Origin of the sequence: Trinickia dabaoshanensis, from assembly GCF_002879885.1 — a bacterium.
GTDB classification, from domain to species: Bacteria; Pseudomonadota; Gammaproteobacteria; order Burkholderiales; family Burkholderiaceae; genus Trinickia; species Trinickia dabaoshanensis.
Genome location: NZ_PNYA01000049.1, coordinates 1 through 18,485 on the forward strand (window position 1 = coordinate 1; position 18,485 = coordinate 18,485).

17 protein-coding genes are annotated in these 18,485 nt (G+C 58.4%); 7 read left to right on the forward strand and 10 right to left on the reverse strand.

All coding sequences use genetic code 11. From position 1 onward, the window contains the following. Positions 1-400: 400 nt before the first annotated feature. The 4 genes from C0Z18_RS31885 to C0Z18_RS31900 form a co-directional block, all read right to left on the reverse strand. The gene (locus C0Z18_RS31885) at positions 401-787 is read right to left on the reverse strand and encodes a hypothetical protein (RefSeq protein ID WP_102649455.1); all 387 of its coding nucleotides are present in this window, start codon (positions 785-787) and stop codon (positions 401-403) included. Positions 788-804: 17 nt separating this feature from the next. After that, entirely contained in the window at positions 805-1,164 is a 360-nt protein-coding gene (locus tag C0Z18_RS31890; RefSeq protein WP_102649456.1) for a hypothetical protein, read from the reverse strand. Between the two features lie 48 nt (positions 1,165-1,212). Beyond that, a complete protein-coding gene (locus tag C0Z18_RS31895; RefSeq protein ID WP_146014155.1) occupies positions 1,213-1,818 on the reverse strand; it encodes a hypothetical protein in 606 nt (201 codons plus the stop codon). 515 nt (positions 1,819-2,333) lie between these two features. Beyond that, positions 2,334-2,612 carry a hypothetical protein gene (locus C0Z18_RS31900; protein WP_102649458.1) on the reverse strand — a complete coding sequence of 93 codons (279 nt, stop codon included), beginning with the start codon at positions 2,610-2,612 and terminating at the stop codon, positions 2,334-2,336. 2,123 nt (positions 2,613-4,735) lie between these two features. Between C0Z18_RS31900 and C0Z18_RS31910 the strand changes: the two genes are divergently transcribed. After that, positions 4,736-5,989, forward strand: coding sequence for an MFS transporter (locus C0Z18_RS31910; protein ID WP_146014156.1), 1,254 nt, complete (start codon positions 4,736-4,738; stop codon positions 5,987-5,989). 113 nt (positions 5,990-6,102) lie between these two features. Here C0Z18_RS31910 and C0Z18_RS31915 read toward each other — a convergent pair whose 3' ends face one another. Both C0Z18_RS31915 and C0Z18_RS31920 read right to left on the reverse strand, forming a co-directional pair. Beyond that, positions 6,103-7,071, reverse strand: coding sequence for a hypothetical protein (locus tag C0Z18_RS31915; protein WP_102649461.1), 969 nt, complete (start codon positions 7,069-7,071; stop codon positions 6,103-6,105). A 9-nt stretch (positions 7,072-7,080) separates the two neighbouring features. Further along, a complete protein-coding gene (locus C0Z18_RS31920) occupies positions 7,081-8,142 on the reverse strand; it encodes a hypothetical protein (protein WP_146014157.1) in 1,062 nt (353 codons plus the stop codon). A 508-nt stretch (positions 8,143-8,650) separates the two neighbouring features. Here C0Z18_RS31920 and trfA point away from each other — a divergent pair. Beyond that, positions 8,651-9,688, forward strand: a complete 1,038-nt coding sequence (trfA, locus tag C0Z18_RS31930) for a plasmid replication initiator TrfA (RefSeq protein ID WP_158244346.1) — start codon at positions 8,651-8,653, stop codon at positions 9,686-9,688. Between the two features lie 895 nt (positions 9,689-10,583). Here trfA and C0Z18_RS31940 read toward each other — a convergent pair. Continuing rightward, positions 10,584-11,585, reverse strand: a complete 1,002-nt coding sequence (locus C0Z18_RS31940) for an HNH endonuclease (RefSeq protein ID WP_102649466.1) — start codon at positions 11,583-11,585, stop codon at positions 10,584-10,586. A 290-nt stretch (positions 11,586-11,875) separates the two neighbouring features. Here C0Z18_RS31940 and C0Z18_RS31945 point away from each other — a divergent pair, with 290 nt between their 5' ends. From C0Z18_RS31945 to C0Z18_RS31965, 5 genes are all read left to right on the forward strand, one after another. Further along, the gene (locus C0Z18_RS31945; protein WP_146014158.1) at positions 11,876-12,220 is read left to right on the forward strand and encodes a hypothetical protein; all 345 of its coding nucleotides are present in this window, start codon (positions 11,876-11,878) and stop codon (positions 12,218-12,220) included. Between the two features lie 17 nt (positions 12,221-12,237). Next, positions 12,238-12,537, forward strand: coding sequence for a hypothetical protein (locus C0Z18_RS31950; RefSeq protein WP_146014159.1), 300 nt, complete (start codon positions 12,238-12,240; stop codon positions 12,535-12,537). A gap of 730 nt (positions 12,538-13,267) precedes the next feature. Further along, on the forward strand, positions 13,268-14,413 hold the full coding sequence (locus tag C0Z18_RS31955; protein WP_233217582.1) for a replication-relaxation family protein: 1,146 nt from the start codon (positions 13,268-13,270) through the stop codon (positions 14,411-14,413). A 204-nt stretch (positions 14,414-14,617) separates the two neighbouring features. Then, positions 14,618-15,142, forward strand: a complete 525-nt coding sequence (locus tag C0Z18_RS31960) for a hypothetical protein (RefSeq protein WP_102649469.1) — start codon at positions 14,618-14,620, stop codon at positions 15,140-15,142. A gap of 155 nt (positions 15,143-15,297) precedes the next feature. Then, entirely contained in the window at positions 15,298-15,732 is a 435-nt protein-coding gene (locus C0Z18_RS31965; protein ID WP_233217583.1) for a single stranded DNA-binding domain-containing protein, read from the forward strand. Between the two features lie 301 nt (positions 15,733-16,033). On the opposite strand, the gene C0Z18_RS31970 is transcribed toward C0Z18_RS31965, so the two are convergent. The 3 genes from C0Z18_RS31970 to C0Z18_RS31980 all read right to left on the reverse strand — a co-directional run bounded on the left by C0Z18_RS31970 (position 16,034) and on the right by C0Z18_RS31980 (position 18,251). After that, positions 16,034-16,558: an HD domain-containing protein gene (locus C0Z18_RS31970; protein ID WP_102649470.1), complete on the reverse strand. Its 525-nt coding sequence runs from the start codon at positions 16,556-16,558 to the stop codon at positions 16,034-16,036. 193 nt (positions 16,559-16,751) lie between these two features. Beyond that, on the reverse strand, positions 16,752-17,666 hold the full coding sequence (locus C0Z18_RS31975; protein ID WP_146014160.1) for a hypothetical protein: 915 nt from the start codon (positions 17,664-17,666) through the stop codon (positions 16,752-16,754). Positions 17,667-17,810: 144 nt separating this feature from the next. After that, a complete protein-coding gene (locus C0Z18_RS31980; RefSeq protein ID WP_158244347.1) occupies positions 17,811-18,251 on the reverse strand; it encodes a restriction endonuclease in 441 nt (146 codons plus the stop codon). Positions 18,252-18,485 lie beyond the last annotated feature (234 nt).

Genomic DNA, 18,485 nt, shown 5'->3' on the forward strand with positions numbered 1-18,485 from the left:
TACTCGTCGCGATGCTCGCGCACCATGCGCACAGCACGTTCACGGACTTCAGCGGAAAATTTGTTCGGCTTGTTCATAGCTCCATTCTCTCAAGAGTTGGAGCCTCCACAAAATCCGGGGCGCTTCAAAAACACAGTCGTATGCCTACCCGCTATTGTAAGTGGGAGACTGTGTCCGGACTTTCAGGGGGCCGCTCCAAAACGTATCGAAGTCGCGATAGGTTTCGGAGTCACGAAACTCATTGTAGCCATCTACATGCTGCCCATTCCAATCGCCGCCAATAACACAGGCGCGAGTCAGCGCAATCGAAGCAGTTTTCATTCATTCTCCTTTGGTCAGGTTCTTCTCATATAGGAAGCGGGCGGCTTACGCGTCGCATGCTCCGCCCGGTATCGGTCGCTCAGACGTGGTTACCCCATGCTGTTACCGACATCGTGTGTCCGGCGCAAATCCCCGCGTACGCCTGATACCACTCGTACAGCGTGTCGTCGTCCGGCATCCGCATCTTCACGACGTCGAGTCCCACAATCTGGTACATGAGGCATTCCGCGTCGGCTGCATAGAGCAATGGGTCATTTGTGACCTTCACAATCCTCTTAGTGTCGGGGTCGTAGTGAATGTAGGGAAAGGCATTGACGACGTCCGAAATCAGGAAATCGAACTCGTCAAAATCCTCGGCGTACTCGCGAGTTCCCGTGAAACGCTCAAGGAAACTCTCAACACGATGCCCCTCCCAGTCACCGCCAAGCAAGCACACGCGTGCCATTTCCATAGACGCAGCATTCATGCCGTTCTCCTTTTTCTTCAGTTGCTTTCGACAGAACTGCAATCGTCCCGCTGCACGTTCAAGTGCTCCTCCTCGTCGGCAAGCTCTATCGCCGCGCGCAGGAGTGAGATGTTCTTCGTAGCAAACGCCCGGTCTTTGGCGTCGGGGCTAACGGCGTATGGAATAAGCGTACGCAAGCACTCGTGGCGGCGAACCATAGCCTCGAGCAGTTTCATGTCATCCTTGAGCAGAAGTCCGTACTCCCTTAGTACCCCCGTCATTCCGTAATAGTCTTCGAGCTCATCCAGCGTCAACCGCGCTGTTGACACAGGTTGGACTCCGACCGTCCCCGTGAGCACACTATTCACTTTTGCTCCCCTGAGATTCGTTTCTGTCATCACTGACCTCGATACCCGTGAATTGCGGCGCCTGGATGCCCGGAGCCATCAGACGCGATAGAACGCGAACGCATAGAAGCGGCCGGATGGCGTGAGCCTCGGGTCAGTCGGGTCGACGATAAGCGCGTCGGCGTCCGCTATCACCATGTCTCGCCAAGCCAGAGAGAAACCTTCGGCGACGTACAGACGCTCAACCGCCCCGCCACAGCGCAAGTCGACGAGCACACCGGGCTGCCGGTGCTTGTACGTCGACTGCGTTGTAAGCTTCAGACCGTGACGTGCCAAGCCGTCCGATAGATACGCTGGCAAACGCTCGGCGTCGTGCATGCGTTCTGCGACAACTTGCTGAACCGCTTTGCCTCGTACGCGCTGGTTTCGCAAAGGCTCGAGCACAGAGGATTTGAGAAAGCTCGGTGCGTCCGTCACCGAAAATCGGGCTGCGCGCGCCTGCATATCGGCGTGCTCCGCTCGCAGGGCGGCGTACCTCTCGTTAGTATCGAGAAACGCGAACGACTTCCCGTGCAATTTTTCTGTGACTCGCTGCGCCCGAAACGCATCGAGTATCAAGACATTTGCCATAGTTATTCTCCCCGTTTTGCCGGCCAGAAAACCAATGCACCGAGCGGCACGATAACCAAGTACCACGTATGCCATCGCAGCGGTGGCGCGCCGAATGCTATCCACAGTAGGAGCTCGCAGGCGAGCAGCACATACAATACAACGATGATAACTGTCAGTTTTTTTCTCATTTGCCCTCATCCCCGATGACAGCATCACTCTACGGTTTTGAATCAACAGATGTCAACATTTAAATCTTTAGCACCAAAGCAGCGCTAAAAAACACTTATCCTTTTTAACGCCCTAAAAAGGACTTCTTTTTTCTAGCCGCACGAAATAAATCACGATGTCGCGGCGTGTATGGAGCGAGACAACAGCGGCAAGTCTGCTATGGCATTATCCGAGGGAGGCTTTGTCGCTCCTGGCGGGAAGAGTGTTGCCAAATGATGATGCCCGGTCGCGCAGCTGGCGTTTGCTACTGACGCTGAGCCATCCGCATTGGCGCAAGCATGACAACGGGCAACTGAAGCTCCCGACTACGGCAAAAAGCCAAAGTATGGCCTGGCGGTCGACGGCACCGCTTCGGCGCTCCGAGAACGCCCTCCAAGCCTCTATCTTTTGCGCGGTCTTCCCTTGGCGATACGTAGAAGCGCGAGTTGCCCTTCCACGTGCGCCGCCGCCTCATTCCCCTCACTGCGCACGTGTTCCGCCAGGTCAAGCAGATATTCGCCCCGCGCCTTGAGGAAGAGATTCGCCACGAGCACGCCGCGAACAGCTTCAGTAGCCTCGGGCGCGCTTTTCCACAGTATGTACGCGTCCTCGAAGTCGAATAGCTCCGCTACGGTCAGTTCCCTTGTTGCTTTTACGAACGGGGTAATCCTCCGCGTCATCCTTCCTCCGCATTCTTGCCCTGGCACAATGCCGAAGGCGAGCGTAGCCCGCCTGCTGCCGTTTGTCCGCCCGTGCTTTTGCTAATTCCTTCTCTTCCACTTATAATTCACATGCCGGCATTACTGACGCCTACTAAAAAGGAATGGTCCTTTTTATACCGCGACACCAATTTCACCATCATCAGCACCACTCGCGTTTAAAGATTTAAATCTTCGCAGAAGAGAAAAATACATATTGCAATTACAAAACCGATTCGCTACACTGCGAACTCGCTGACGAAATGACTCAGACGCAGTAATCGAGTTCCGAGAAGTTTCTCAGTCTGTTCCGCCGAATAGGTGGCTTGCAGTACCCGCCCCGCGTCAGCGGGGATAGCTCGAGTCCAGTCTTGGACGACGGCATTAACCACCGAATAGGTGGCTTGCAGTACCCGCCCCGCGTCAGCGGGGATAGCTCGAGTCCAGTCTTGGACGACGGCATTAACCACCGAATAGGTGGCTTGTAGTACCCGCCCCGCGTCAGCGGGGATAGCTTGAGTCCAGTCTTGGACGACGGCGCTAACCACCGAATAGGTGGCTTGCAGTACCCGCCCCGCGTCAGCGGGGATAGCTCGAGTCCAGTCTTGGACGACGGCATTAACCACCGAATAGGTGGCTTGTAGTACCCGCCCCGCGTCAGCGGGGATAGCTTGAGTCCAGTCTTGGACGACGGCGCTAACCACCGAATAGGTGGCTTGCAGTACCCGCCCCGCGTCAGCGGGGATAGCTCGAGTCCAGTCTTGGACGACGGCATTAACCACCGAATAGGTGGCTTGTAGTACCCGCCCCGCGTCAGCGGGGATAGCTTGAGTCCAGTCTTGGACGACGGCGCTAACCACCGAATAGGTGGCTTGCAGTACCCGCCCCGCGTCAGCGGGGATAGCTCGAGTCCAGTCTTGGACGACGGCATTAACCACCGAATAGGTGGCTTGTAGTACCCGCCCCGCGTCAGCGGGGATAGCTTGAGTCCAGTCTTGGACGACGGCGCTAACCACCGAATAGGTGGCTTGCAGTACCCGCCCCGCGTCAGCGGGGATAGCTCGAGTCCAGTCTTGGACGACGGCATTAACCACCGAATAGGTGGCTTGTAGTACCCGCCCCGCGTCAGCGGGGATAGCTTGAGTCCAGTCTTGGACGACGGCGCTAACCACCGAATAGGTGGCTTGCAGTACCCGCCCCGCGTCAGCGGGGATAGCTCGAGTCCAGTCTTGGACGACGGCATTAACCACCGAATAGGTGGCTTGTAGTACCCGCCCCGCGTCAGCGGGGATAGCTCGAGTCCAGTCTTGGACGACGGCGCTAACCACCGAATAGGTGGCTTGCAGTACCCGCCCCGCGTCAGCGGGGATAGCTCGAGTCCAGTCTTGGACGACGGCGCTAACCACCGAATAGGTGGCTTGCAGTACCCGCCCCGCGTCAGCGGGGATAGCTCGAGTCCAGTCTTGGACGACGGCGCTAACCACCGAATAGGTGGCTTGCAGTACCCGCCCCGCGTCAGCGGGGATAGCTCGAGTCCAGTCTTGGACGACGGCGCTAACCACCGAATAGGTGGCTTGCAGTACCCGCCCCGCGTCAGCGGGGATAGCTCGAGTCCAGTCTTGGACGACGGCGCTAACCACCGAATAGGTGGCTTGCAGTACCCGCCCCGCGTCAGCGGGGATAGCTCGAGTCCAGTCTTGGACGACGGCGCTAACCACCGAATAGGTGGCTTGCAGTACCCGCCCCGCGTCAGCGGGGACCACGATACCGACTACCGCGATTCTGGCAGTAGTCGGTATTGTTTTTTCAGCCTTTCCTTTCTGGGCCTCCCGGAGTCGGTCAGTTGCAATTCCGCTCCCAGCCGACTCGTCCCGTCCTCGACTCGGCTATCTACCTGCCGGTACAGAAACTCAATCCGCCATTCGGTCCCTCGACGGCGCCGCATATTGGCACTGGCCAGCGAAGGGTGACCTGCCGTCAACCAGGTCGTCGTCTTTTACGTTTTAACCTACCACCATCCACACTGTGGACTACGCACTGTCGCTCGCTACAGTAGGCCACAGACGCAATGTTTCCTCCGTTCACGCCAGCGAATGGTCCAGACTATGCAAGCATCCACACAGCAAACATCGGAATCGAAAGACTCGCAGCGACGTCAGGAATGGACGCTACAAACGGGCCTGACGTTTTTTAACGGCCTGCTCGACGTCATATTCAAGATATCGGTGCTCCTGCTTGTGCTGCCAGCGCTGGCCATCCTGGCATATCTTCGGACCATACATCGAACCGACCTGTTCCTGCCCGCCGTCGCCTCGGCGCCGGGACTGTTCGCGCTGCTCGAAGCAACCTTCATCCTGTGCGTCGTCCTGCTCGCCAGCTTCGTTGCGCCATCGTGGATAGCTTCCCAGATAGCAGATACCTATGGCAAGACCGAGCGGCCGACGCACGGCTCTGCGGGCTTTGTGATTTTCAGCGGCGTTGTCTTTGGCCTCTTCTTTCTAACGCTCGCTCATCTGTCAGATGCGGCATGGCCAGCCTGGCTCAAATGGATTGTGGGAATCCTGCTCGCGCTACTCATTCCAACCGTGCTGTTCTTGCTGGCCTGGCAAAGTCCGCGCGGCTTACGGACGCTTACCAACGCCGAACGCGCCGACCGAAAGCTGCGCGTTCAGAAAAGCATAAAGCGGACTCTTTGGGTTTGCGGTGCTGCCGTGCTGACCTTAAGCACCTTAGTGACATTCGACATTCTGTTCCCGCTGTATGGACTAACCGGCAACGGGTGGCGAATCTGGGCGGTTGGGACATCCGTGTTTCCGGCGACGCTTCTTCCCGCCGGCATGTATCTGGCGAGGCGCAGCTGGGGCGATTCGCGGGCGAAGGCCATCGCCACGTCTGCGATGATGCTGGCACTCACCGTTTTTGTGCTCCTCATCAATGGCATCTCGCCGGAACCACTCATGCGCCTAACCATGCGGGCCATGAGCATCGGCGAGAAAGAACCCCGTACGTTTGAACTGGTCACGAAAACTGAACGCGCGGCGTACGAGGCGCTCGGATTTCGGTTCATCAAAGGCAGCGACTTCTTTAAGGCGACCATCCGCTTCCAATTCGGCGACGTCAAGCTGATATGCGTTGAGCCGTACGATATTGCGAGCCCCAACCCCGCAGCACTGGGCTCGCTTGGCACCGGTCGTAAACCGAAAACTCCCGTTCCCGAGACGGGATGCGTCACCCCTCTCAAGGACGAGGTCAAAGTCGTCGAACCGCCAGCAACGGGATTGGTTGCATCGATGTGGGAAAGCTCTTCGACGGCTGCTCATCCGCCGCAAAAACAAGCTATCGGGGTCCGCGCGCCGTGACGACGTATCGATATGAGCGGTACACGAAGTGGGATTCACCGCACGCCTGGCAACCCGCAGTGCTCCACTGCGTGCGGCTTTAACAGCGTAACTGCCCGCCCGAAGGAGATGCGTCACCCGCGACGGCCGAACAAAGAGCGGTCAAACGGATTACGCCGGGCCCAGTCCTGTAGCTCTGGCCACGCAGCATCGCGCAGCTTCCTGGCAGACTCAACGCGCCGGCCGTAACACGCGGACAGATAGCTCAAGAGCTTGTCAGAGCAGCCCGGGAACGTCTTTTGAGCGTGAGCCTTGTTCCAGCGCCCGCCGCCGGTCACTTGCATTTGATAGAACTTGTAGCCGAGGGTCCCGATGCAGATGTTGGCCACTTCTTCCAGTCGCATCTTGTCACGCGCAATATCGGCGTACGACCAGCCACACGCGTACGCGTAGGTCACGAACACGTCGTGCGCTTCGTGTCGGTACTCGCCAGAACCGGTCTTTTCGAATGCCGGAAATGTGTACGAGAACGGCGATTGCCAGCGGAAGTTCTGGATTCCCCGCTCGAACATTGTCGCTTCAGCCGGAGGGTGCTCCGAGCGCTGAGGTGGCAGATTGCCGTTCGGGTCGCGCTTTGCCATCTCTTCCCGAAACTTGGCCTCAGCGAAGGGTCGGTGCCGCTTGATGGCGTCCACATCTTGCCGTGCCACAGCTTCAACGTATGAAGCGTGTTCGCTGCCGCGCTTGTTTCGCAAAATGTTCCACGTACCGGCTTGCTTCCGGCACATCAGCACATCCCCAGCGAACCCAACTAGCGTTTGCCATAGCACGAATGGCTGGGGGTTCGTCCTGTACCCGGCCTGATAGGTTACGTAGTCAAATCCAAACGCGTCGAAAAACGCAAGTAGCTTCGCATGGTCTTCCGGCGTCGCCTCATAGGTTTCTAGATTCTCGTCTATGTAGCCAGTGTCCGTCGGCTCATATTCGAGTAGCACCTCGAGGTTGTAGTACCCCGCCTTGTACTGCTCCTCACGAAGCGCGTTCGACGAAACTTGTCGACTCGCCGCGTCCGGCTTCTTCTTGAATTCAATAACGTTGCTCATAGTGTGTTCTCAATCAAACCGGCCCCAGGCCGTGATTTTCCCTTTGCGTGGCGGGTTCTTCTTTGCCCACGCCTGGAGCTCCGGCCAGACCTGGTCGCGCAGCTTCAGTATCGTATTGCGCCGCCCGGCGCAGCATGCCTTAATCCAGCGCTGGAGCGCGGGTGAGCAGTCGCCGAAACGCTGCTCGAACTGGTCTTTTGTAATCCGCTTCTCAGGCACCAACTGGCCGAGCGAGCCGACGACAACCTCCGAGAGCTGCTCTAGCAGGTCGCGGTCGTGGGCGCTATCACGATATTCGTAGCCAAACGCTCGAAGGATGGCCGAGAACTGCTCATGCAGGTCGGCGTCCGCGATATAGCTGCGGCCGTTCTCATCAATCTCGAAGGACGGAAAGGGCCAATTGCCAATGGCGGTGCTGCTGAAATACGGCACTCGCGCCTCGAGGCCCCAGTCACGAACAGTCTTTGCCCACCAGATAGCATCATTGGCAGCCCTCGGACGGCGCAGGTCGCCGAGGCGAGACACCTGTAGCGCCGGGTCCTCCGGCATGGGCACTCCTTCGAACTTCGCAGCGTGTGCCGCCGTCGACTCCAGCAGCGCTGCCAGCCCTTCCTTCGCGAGTCGCTTGACGACCAGCTCTTGCTGCAACGCGACCGCCTTGACCCAGCGGGGGTAAGCCGCCGGTAGGTGCTCCGTGGCAACCTTGAACAGCGCGGGATTTTCGAGGTACAGAATGGCATGCAGCGCTGCGTCCCAGTACAACTCCCGCAGAATGTCGAAGACGCCCTGGTCCGGCAGGCTCGCGTACTCGTTGTAGTCGAGGCCGAACAGCGTGAAGAAGCCCAGCGCTTTCTCATGCTCCTCTGGAAACTCGAGCCAGGTATGCCCTTGGCCCTTGATGACGCGCAGATGGAATTTGAAACACAACGCTTGGTAGTGCGGGCCGGGTTGAAACTCCGGATACACCCATTCCAGAGGACGGTCCCAGTGCTCCTCTGACTCGCGCTTGGCCTCCGCCAGCTCGGCGTCCTTTTTGAACGCCGCGAAATTCACCACGTTACTGTCACTCACTCTTGGCTCGCTCTTCCCATCCTCATCGGCTAGTTTACGGCCGCCAAGCGAAAAAGCGTAGCCGCCTACCTCAAAAATCGAAGGGACGGTCAACGGACGCGGCATGCCTTTGCGAATGCACGCGTGCAAGAGAGCTGCCGCCGATGGCCTGGTCGACTACGGAAGATTAATCCTTTCCAGTGGGCAGCAAAAACGTGCTTTCGGCCAAATAAGTCGCAATCGGACGTACCGCGTAAAGTCGGGGTCCGAGAACCGCGCATCGATGCAGTTGCGACTCTACGCATTTCTGCATCAATTCAAATATCACGCGGGTAACTATTCGCTCTCGTGGGCCTGAGAACGGACCGAACCTTTACCGAGAACGAAAAATGAACGTTGACAATACTAGCCCGTACGCCACTTTCCGCGTAACTGAATGCGACGAGCCAGCAACTACCGCATACGCGATGGTTGCCGAGCTCAGCAAGCTTACCTCGCCGCTGCTTTTCGCTGTTTGAAGGAGCCGCTCATGCTACTCAGTTCCCTGGAAAAGGCCTATCGCCAAACCTACTATCGTGAACAAGTTGCGCAAGGTGTCGCGCCTCGACAGGCCGCGAGCATTGCAGCAGAACGAGCGAAGAGCGCGGCTACCGCCTCCTGGCTGCTTACGCTCGAAGACCCGCCTCAGCCACCGGACTGGCTCGAGTCTCAGGAGGAACGAGCTGCGAGAATCGAAAAGGCGCAGGCAGCGGACGACGTGCAGTTGGCGACTGCCAAGAGTACGCCGGAACCGTTGACGCCGGACCATCCGGGAACTACTGTCGTTGTCCCACACGAATTCGTACGATGCGGTCTCTTCGGTGTTGCCGACCCGAACACTTCGCGCGAGTACGTGCCGCATGCCGTTTTCAACGTCTACGCAACGCACGGTGGCACCATTACCTATCACGGCCCCGAGTTGCGGCAGGATGACCGCCAGGTCCTGTTCGAGGCCCTGCACTTCGAGCGCAACACACCGGGCACCGCCATTGCCACGCCGAACCAATTTCTTGTGAACCTGGGCTGGAGCCGCAACGTGAAATCACGCAAAAAACTGCACGCATGTCTGGAGCGGCTACGGGACGCGCACGTCATCATCAAAGTGCCACGCCTTGGCAAGCTTGACATCCCCCAACTGCTTACCAGCGTCGACGTACTCGACGACGGCAGCTATTGCGTGAAATTCCACGACGACGTGCGCAAGCTCTACGGAGGGAACCACTACACTCGTATCAACCGCGAATACGAGAAACAACTCGAACGCCGAAGCGACCTGGCTCGATGGCTCATGCTCTTCTACTCCACGCATCAGACTCCGAATCCAATGTCGCTGGTCACACTGAAGGAACTCTGCAACGACCGCTCGAAGGACAAGTACGCGTTCAAGGATAAGATGGCCGCCGCGCTCGGTCAGTTGGTCAGGCTAGGCTTTTTACTGGACTGGGACATAACCAAGAAGGTCGAGGGGAAGTCAGGGACCGAGATGGTCCGGGTCAAACGCCTACGTCTGCTGAGGTCGGCCGGTTAAGGACGGCGGCACTGAAAAAACGGTCACTCTCGAGTGGCCGTTTTCATGTCCTGCGCATACCAACCCTCTGGCCCACGCGCCTTTGACCAGAAAATCCGCGCCTTTGACCGGTATCTGGCGCGCCTTTGACCAGGAAAGCACGCGCTTTTGACCAGAATCGACAAGCCGAAACCCTTGTCGCACAAGGCGTAGCGAGACCCCCTAAAAGAATTAAAAGGAGGTCCCAAAAAGTAAAAGGCGGTCGCAATCTGCGCCCGCGAGAACCTTCAGTCTTGGCGTCTTCCTGAACGGTGACGCCCCAGTTGGCGGAAGTTCACGGGGAAGGGTCCTTCTGTCCTCCAGGGTACAGCCTGGACTACACATCCTGCTGGAGCCCCTCACGGAAAGGCTTTAGGGTGGAGTCCCGACAGGGAAAACCTGTGTTGGCCAGGGGATGGGCTCCGCCCACCCGGGTCTTGCTCGGGAAGACTGTGAACGCTCCGAACCGGGAAGACGCTTCGCTGCGCAGCAGCGGCCTGGCAATCCGCCCGCCTAGCGGGCATCAAGACGTTCACTTTGGCTCGCCACGCAAGCGGTATCCAGGGCTTGAGCAGAACGACCGGAAGTCGCCGGTATTCCACGTTCTCATGGTCCTCTCCACGTGGTTCAGGCTCGCCTGCATAGCAGACGGAATAGCCTATGCCTGTCTCGAAGGTCCAAGGTTCGTGTTGGAATTCGACCTCGTCGACCGAATCGCTCTCAGTGTCGTCGGCGCCGACTGCCATGAATCGTACCTCCGCATCCGGGTCGGCGTCTCCCAGTTCCTCAAGCAGTTCCCTTACCGTCACGGCCTATCTCCCCTTCGGCATTGAGCCGGGCGAGGTGTCAGTTGCAGGCGCCACGGAAAAATTGACGTTCACGGGTCAGCGGGCCCGTCGGCGACCTCGTCGCTCGGTCCAGTCTCTCGTGATGCCTCAGCGGTGCCGGGCAACGGGGTCGCGATGACCTGTTCAAACGACATGTCGACCGACACACTGTCGTTCACAACAACCTCTGTTCCACTCAGGTCGAGCGAGTTGCATCCCGCCGGACCATATGGCGTTCGCACCGCAGGAAACGGCGGCATTGAGCGCGCAGGACCACCTGGCACCGGGTCGCGCTCCGGCGACGGCAGCATGACCTGAAACATTTCGTTTGCCGCCGACAGAAGGAGAAACGCGTAAGGGAGGGTTGCGTCGCTCCCACTGCGCTTCAGTAGTGCGAGCGAGATGAAGTCTGGGGACGATGGCCCCGGGATGAAGCTCCGATGAACGGGCGCAAGCAAGTCAAACTCTTTCCGGTGTTCGGGGTTGCGAATCCACTGCAACGCCTTTGCGAAATTTGGCAGTTCAGCCTCAGGCATTACCGAGAGTCCCATTTTCACAAACGCCTTAAGGACGGCTATCGGAACGTGAGGGTCGCGATTGAGCAGAAAGCTGACGCGCTTCTCTTTCTCGTTGACGGTAAACACCGCATCGCCCCGTGCATGGTTGACGTTGAACTGGCGATTGCTATCGCACTCGATACGCCAGCCGTCCACGTCGCTCTTCAAGGTCGGTACGCCCCCCTTTCCCCGGATGCGTTGCATCGAGCGCATCGGCTTTGACCAATTGCCGAAATCGTTCTCGATGCCCGAGCCGAAAAAGGTATTGCACTCGTCGCACTCGTACAGGGAGAAAAGACTCTTGTTGCCGAGCAGTTCAGGAATTGCGTGTGCCTTGAGACTGAATGTGGCCTCCGGTCTGGATTTGCCGCAGAACCTACACGCGCGCGGCTCCCGCTCACCGAGAAAAATTCGATTGCCAGGCTTGAGCTGCCATTGGCCAAGCAACTCGTAGTTTTCCGCGTAAAAGCCCAGCGCAATCTTCGTGTCGTCCATGGATTCTGATTCACGAAACGCGTTGGCACTAATTCTACGGCACTTGCCCCAGGCGAAGAACGGTATCGCCACGTGGTAGCCGCCGAATCCGCCTCAAAGCAAAGGCGCACGCTGAGTACCCATTCACCGCACACTCCATCCGCGCATGGCTCAACGTCGTAGGCCGTCACAACCGGGCACCGTATCGGAGGCCAAACCGCGAGCGCCGCGCCATCGCTCTACGCATTCCTGCATCCCCCATCCGCGCGACGTCAGAGCTATACGGGGTAGAAGCAAAGATAAACATCGCTATGACCGCCACGACCCGCCCATCTCCTGCCGTGCTCTTTATCAAAGACTATCTCGCCGCCTGCAAAAGGCATGGATATGTCATAAGCAAATCCAATCTCGAATTTTGCGAACCGTGCGATGAGCTCGATGATGAAGTCGCTCTCGCGGTACGCATGCTCGTCGAGTCCGGCGATAGCCTCGCCGGCATGGAAACCGAATGTGCGGCGCTGCTCGCCAACCGAACCTATCTGCCTTTTTATGCCCTCGCGGCCGTCATGCGGCTGTTGGGCGAAGCGAAATGCCGGGAATTGGTGTCCACGCAGGACTACGGATGGTTCTTTTCGCAGCTTGACCAACACCAATGATGTTCAAGGAATCCACAATGCAATCCTCCATTCCCACCGCCATCGCGACGTACCGCACCGGCGACACCGAAGTTTCCCTTTACCGCGTCGACGACGACTACCGATTCACGGTTACGGTTCAACGCGAGCAGGCGTCAGTCGGCTACCGAAGCGGACGGAACGCCAAACTGCGTTTTACCGTGTTCGAGGGCGACCCGGCCTTTTTCAGAAACCTGTCGATGACGCAGTTTCACAACGTCGAGCTTGGCGTTTGGCACTGCATGCGGCTGGTCAAGCATCAAGCAATACCTCCGACGTCCGCAGAACCGCAGCCATGAGGGCGCCCTCAGCATTGCTCAGTACGTTTTTTTTCAACGCCCGCCCCGCCGGCACCGAACAGCGCTTCCGACGACATCAGCCGGCGGACGGCGCGGCGTCCAGCCGCGTTCATAGGCGCAACGTTTGCCGGCGTGCATGGGTCACGTTTCCATCCGCAAGCACAGCTATGAGAGCGCAGTTGCTCGCGACCGTGCCCGGCTTCGCCGGTGCGAACCCCCGCCACCGTCCGAGCGCATGTCCTCGTTGTCAACACGCGCGAGCGCGACAGCGCACGCGCGGACTGGCTCGGGGTCCCCATGCTGCAGCGAGAGTCGAGTTGCTTTCGCAGCGTGGGGCAGCCAGCGTCAGCACGTCATGCCGGTTGCGCAATCGGCGCCGGCGTTCCGGGAAAACAGTGGCATCGCACAAACGCCTGCGGACGGTGGCGGGGGTTCGCACCGGCGGAGCCGGGCCGAACGCACATTGGCCTTGAGGGACGTCGCGACGAATACGTCGATGCCGCGCGCCCCTGCGCGCGAGGCTGGGTAAGGGGATGAGACAGTTGCCCTCTGCCCGCACCCGGCCGGGCAACGAAGCCTGGAGAGAACCGAACTTTTTCGGCGCGCGTGGTGGTCAGGCTACCGAACCTTGATGGCGCAGTAGCTATACGGAATAACGCCACACGTGCGCCAGACGACACCCCGCTGCACGAGTGGAATCGCAAACATTTTCTTGTCGGATGTACACGCGATGAAACATCAATCTACGGCGCCGATGGACGATACCCATGGCGAACAAGTTGCGACCGAGGTGGAACAAAACCCGCACCCTCGTGAACACGACACCGACGGCGTGCAGCCGCAGCCTCGGTTGGTGAATCGCGGCCTCACCGCCGAGATTCACCCGAGCGCACTTCAACAAATTGTGTGGCTCCGTGCGCTCGAGACTCTGGACCGGTTTCGCGTAGTGCGCGCTATCGATATAGCCGTGGCGTGCTTTCCGGAGCGGCCGTTCAAAGCTGCGCTCACCGCCGCGCAACGGGCGATGCGCGGTCTCGCGAAAGCGAATCTCATTCGCCGTTACCGAACCGACCGATTCCAGCATGTGTATGGTCTAACCGTCGCCGGCGCAAGATGGCTGAATGACAGAGGGGTGGAAGCCGTTTCCTCCACTCGCCGCGTCGTCGACATGTCAAATCCTGAGCACACGCTATGGATGAATTTCATCGTTCTCGCGGCCGAAGCACGTGGCCTTCGCGCGATGACCGAGCGTGAGGCGCTACAAGACCTCAATCTTCAACGCGACGAGGGTGAAGCTGCCATTCAGGGCTTCCTGAGCGTCGAGTTGCCCAACGGCACGCGCACCTTGCGTCCCGACGCCGTCGCCTTCGAAGACGACGGCCTGACGTGGTTCGAAATCGACAGAAGCAAGCGCGGCGCAGACCGTGAAGCAGCTCTGTCAGCGCTCGCCGGTCAAGTCGGTATGCGCCTGCCGAATCAGGCCGTCTTGCGCCGCGTCGTCGTGCTGGCGAGAACCGAACGCATCTGGTTACGCGCACAATCCGTGCTGCGCGCCAAAGCCGCTCTCGCCAACGACGTGCCCCTCGTGCGCGGCAGCGCTCGACATTTCCGGGAGGCTGGCGACGGTATGTTCGAGGTCTGGGCGGCCGTAACAAAAGAGCCTGGCGGCTACGCAATCGACGTGTGTGTCGGTCACGTCATCGTACTGTTGCTTCCCACCTGGCTCCCCAAGGTTCGATTGGACAAAAGCAACCGGCAGCCGCTTGCCGGATGGTTTGAAGAGAACTACCTGCCGTATCGGCGGCCAGAAGCCTTGCCACCGTGGCCCAGCCCGACCTCGCCGCTGCTGAAATATTCCCGCAGCTCACAGTACTAGTAGCTATACATATTGCAAATCCCTGCTGCTGGGTTTCGCTGTACTGTGAAAGTAGTCCAGTGCCATGATTCTCTGACGAAGTTGTCCTCGGGCCTAGCTAGCCCACCTGCCCTCCGGCCTTATCCCCGGAGGGCTCTTTTAGGCCTTCATCTTATAGCCGACCATGCCGTTATAACGCTGTTCCATTAGCGCACAGGTACCACCATGAACAAGCCAAAATCAAATGTCACCGACATCAAGGACCAGCTATTCTGGAAGAAATTCGAGGACCGCATGAAGCGGGACCACGGCGTCGACGTTAGGCACGCGTTCATCAGTAACGCTGGCATCACGCGGCTGCTCGTCAATGGCGATGGAACAAGTTCGAAGGACGACGGTATCGCGTTCGATGCCGAAACCTCAAAACAGGTCGCCCGACTGTTCACGAAGTACGGATTCCCGCCTGAGCCAAAGACCTGGGCTGAATACCAAGCGCCGGTCAAATACATCCAGCGCATCGCCGAAGCTGTTGATACCTTCCGGATTGGGTACCCGCACATACCTGAGCATGGCTGGGAATTCATGAGGATAGAATATGGCGACATTTTCGATGCAGTGAAGCTCGCCATTGAGGACGACTACGAGGGGCTCGTGACGAGGCACAAGCGTCACGGTACGTTCGCGCGACTTGTCCAGGAGTACGACGGGAGCAAAGAACTGCCGCCTCCTTCGGAAGACGACTCCCTATAAGCGCCAGCGTCTACACGTAGCCCTCCTCGTACTCGCCGCGCCTCGGCCGACGGGCGCCTCTCTCAGCTCAAAAATGGAGCGTCATAGCCATTCGAACTCACATTTTGGTGGACTCTGACCGGCTTTGAATCGATGCAGGCACGGATGAGCACTCCGTGCTACCGGCACTCGACGTCGCACTTGTGAAGTTCCTTCAGCCAGCACATCTCGGTGCCTATACGAATAGAGGATGCGACTGCATCGTCGAGACATCAACTTCAGAGGACATCATCATGCAGGCATACGGTAACGTGGGCAGCGACCCTGTGAAAAAATTGAGTAAGACAACCGGTAAGCCATATTGGGAGCTAAGGCTGTGCGAGAGCCAGCGCGGCGTCGATAGCGAGCCCACATGGTATTCCGTGAGGGTTATGCGGGACGTGGACCTCAAGCTAGCCAAAGGGGACTTCGTGAAGGTAACCGGCAAGCTCAAGGCCGACTTCTATCTTTCGCGTGAGGGCAAGCCGACCGGCACGTTGCTCATTCTCGCATTCGAGGCGGCGAAGATTGCCAAACCGGTCGCCGCCAGCGCGGAATCGGCTTCGGCCTGAACGTTTTCACGCTTTGCTGACGAGGTGTGATGTGTGCAACGGCAAGCCTACCAGTCAGGCGCGTAAGCATCTGCCGACAGCCGAAGTCCGTCGTGCGCTCAAGGGACGACGTCGTCGAGACCTGCTCGCAATTCTTCGACTGGTCGAAGAGTTGGTCCATTCCGGCGACTGGAACGGGCTGACGGAACTCTTCTCGAACGCGTGACGCCGTCATTTTCACCGGCAGTCCACAAACCATCGACTGATTCGGCCACCCTCGGGTGGCCTTTTTTCCAGTCGGCGGACCTATTGGGGCGTTCGGTCACTCCGTCGGCCGAGCCGCGTATGCTGCGTCGAAAATGGCCTCTAGCCCTGGATGAACGCCCCGTAGCCCATCGACCACAGCCTTCGCCCAACCGAAATACTCCTGCTTCCGCGCGAGCGGCCAGTCGGCCGGCGGGCTCATCGCGATATCCCGCAAATTGCAAATCTTGTCTGCCAGCTTCACCAGTTTGGCTCGGCGGCTGATGTGAGCGGCGTGCTCGACTTGCAGACGCTTGCGCTCCGCCTTCGGTAGCGCCTTGTCATCCGTGACTTCCATCACGATGTCCGCCACCTCCTTGCCGAACAGGCGAACCAGCTCCTGCTCAGTCGTCTCCGTGTCTTCAATCGTGTCGTGGAGAACCGCAGCAAGCAGAACACGTTCGTCCTCTACCCCACCCTCGTTGGCAAGCACGTTGGCCAGCGCAATCGGGTGATTGATATAGGGCGATGCCTCGTGGTCCTTCCGCCGCTGATTGCGGTGCTTGTCTGCAGCGAATGCGATTGCAGCGACCAGCTTGTTCATTCTCGCCCTCCGGTAGTTCCTTGAAACTCAATGTTGCCAAAGTGGTATGAGGCCGCAGTCGTTGAGGTAATGCCGCCACGGGATGACTCCGGTTAGTAGAAACGCTTGCAGGCATTGAGCATGTTGTCCATCCAGTTTGGAGCGCCGACGCATTCCCAGCTTAGGCACACGTCGGGCGATTCGTGTTTCGTAGTCAATGGTTTATTTCGATTTTGATGGCAGCACGTGGTTCAGCAGGGACCCAGGTAGGTCGAAGCAAGCCATTGCTGTCTTCGCGTGTGAGCAGCCAGCCGAATGAAGGCCTACATGATTCATATTCATCCTGCCACAGCAGTCGCGCCATCCTCACCAGCGCAAACTGCCCCGACTCCGGCAACTTCTGCCCTAGCTCAGTAGCGATATCTCTCTTAACCACCTCGAAGTTTTGCTTGGCCCCGCCGAACTTCGCAGCCCACTCTTCGCGCCGTTCGAACCCCCGAAAGTGCTTATCCCATATAGCGTCGAGCCGTTCCAGCGTTTCGTCCAGAATCTCCATCTCCTCCACTCCATCAAACGATTCTTGAGTAGCAAGACGCCAGTTCAATGCTTCAAGAAGTCGAGCCCGTTCGCCCTTGACGGCCCGCTCGTCATAGTCGGTGATGGCGGCCGGAATATTGTGGATAAAGGGAAGCGACAGAGTAATCGTAGGCCTCCTCCATACGGAGGGTTCACTGAGCTCCCATTCATGCGCCTTCTGGCCCAGTGCTCGCATCGCTTCCTGCCCGGGAGCACATGTCGCACTCCACTCTATCTGCGCCTCCGCGATGGCCTCACACAACCTCTTGTCGCTTTCTACAATGCTACGAAACGCCTTTTCCGTTCTCTGGTAGGCAGCCGCCAATTTTTCAAGTTTCTTTTCATCCAACTCGCGCGACATCAAACGGAGCGTTCGCAACTGCGACTTCAAATCCGCAGGCGTATCTTCAGACTCAATAAGTCGAGTCCATATTTCTCTCAATTTTCTCAACCCCAACTTGCCTACCTGATGCTTCAAGTGCGCCAAGTACATTGGAGTTCCCCCGTTCAAGCTACGTAGACCATCAAGGTCTGCCTTTGTATATGCGGCCATAGTGTTCTCCGGTCGGTCTTTCTGCTGGCGCCTTATGGAGCCGCCTTTTCTATAAAATGGGCTTGCTTCTATGTTCCTCGGAGCTATGAATTGCCCGCACTGTGCCACGACTGCAAACGCTCTGCCAACGGCCGAAGCTAAAAACTAAACGCTGTTTTTGTCGCGCACGCTATGTACTTCGTCCCAGTATGCGAGCAGGAAGCGCTGCACATCCCCATGCGTCACCGGGTGCCGGCGCAGCAGGCTCTCGATGTCTTTCTGGTTCACTAGGGTCACCCTGTTTTTGTGTGCGCGGCCCACGGCTGTTTCATTGAAGTACTGGTTGGTGGCGACCCACTTGGAAAAGTTAACACCCGGGTGGCGTAGCCGGTATTCTGCCTCGCCGGACACGACATCCTTTACGCCCTGCGAATCGAGTGCTGCGTCCTCTGTCGCAGAACTTTTGCACTGGATGATGTCGCCCGAGTTCCCCGTGAACGCGACTACATCGACGCCCTCGTCCTGACGCGGCGTACGATACACGGTGCGAAAGCCCTTCTTCTGCCAGATGGCGGCCACCAGCGACTCAAAGTAGTCCCATTCCATACGCAGCACGTCATCTAGCGTGACGGCCCGGCTGAAGACGGGGTCATTCGCACCGCCCGGGATGATGTCCTGAAGGTTCCAATCACTTGGGAGAACAGTTCCTGTACTGAATCGCCCCGGGATTCGTGGAGGCTGGTTGGTTTAAGTTGATGCCGGCACGACGACTGAGTTGCAACGTTGCCGGTAGTAGTTTGCCTCAGCTTCCGCGGGCGGGATATAGCCGAGCGGTTCCAT

What these genes read in the sequence shown, in the direction of transcription:
- C0Z18_RS31970 (WP_102649470.1), bottom strand. Translation starts at nt 16,558, where the DNA reads ATGAACAAGCTGGTCGCTGCAATCGCATTCGCTGCAGACAAGCACCGC.
- C0Z18_RS31940 (WP_102649466.1), bottom strand. Translation starts at nt 11,585, where the DNA reads ATGGACGACACGAAGATTGCGCTGGGCTTTTACGCGGAAAACTACGAG.
- C0Z18_RS31980 (WP_158244347.1), bottom strand. Translation starts at nt 18,251, where the DNA reads ATGGAATGGGACTACTTTGAGTCGCTGGTGGCCGCCATCTGGCAGAAG.
- C0Z18_RS31885 (WP_102649455.1), bottom strand. Translation starts at nt 787, where the DNA reads ATGAATGCTGCGTCTATGGAAATGGCACGCGTGTGCTTGCTTGGCGGT.
- C0Z18_RS31975 (WP_146014160.1), bottom strand. Translation starts at nt 17,666, where the DNA reads ATGGCCGCATATACAAAGGCAGACCTTGATGGTCTACGTAGCTTGAAC.
- C0Z18_RS31945 (WP_146014158.1), top strand. Translation starts at nt 11,876, where the DNA reads ATGACCGCCACGACCCGCCCATCTCCTGCCGTGCTCTTTATCAAAGAC.
- trfA (WP_158244346.1), top strand. Translation starts at nt 8,651, where the DNA reads ATGCTACTCAGTTCCCTGGAAAAGGCCTATCGCCAAACCTACTATCGT.
- C0Z18_RS31950 (WP_146014159.1), top strand. Translation starts at nt 12,238, where the DNA reads ATGCAATCCTCCATTCCCACCGCCATCGCGACGTACCGCACCGGCGAC.
- C0Z18_RS31895 (WP_146014155.1), bottom strand. Translation starts at nt 1,818, where the DNA reads ATGGCATACGTGGTACTTGGTTATCGTGCCGCTCGGTGCATTGGTTTT.
- C0Z18_RS31910 (WP_146014156.1), top strand. Translation starts at nt 4,736, where the DNA reads ATGCAAGCATCCACACAGCAAACATCGGAATCGAAAGACTCGCAGCGA.
- C0Z18_RS31955 (WP_233217582.1), top strand. Translation starts at nt 13,268, where the DNA reads ATGAAACATCAATCTACGGCGCCGATGGACGATACCCATGGCGAACAA.
- C0Z18_RS31915 (WP_102649461.1), bottom strand. Translation starts at nt 7,071, where the DNA reads ATGAGCAACGTTATTGAATTCAAGAAGAAGCCGGACGCGGCGAGTCGA.
- C0Z18_RS31960 (WP_102649469.1), top strand. Translation starts at nt 14,618, where the DNA reads ATGAACAAGCCAAAATCAAATGTCACCGACATCAAGGACCAGCTATTC.
- C0Z18_RS31900 (WP_102649458.1), bottom strand. Translation starts at nt 2,612, where the DNA reads ATGACGCGGAGGATTACCCCGTTCGTAAAAGCAACAAGGGAACTGACC.
- C0Z18_RS31890 (WP_102649456.1), bottom strand. Translation starts at nt 1,164, where the DNA reads ATGACAGAAACGAATCTCAGGGGAGCAAAAGTGAATAGTGTGCTCACG.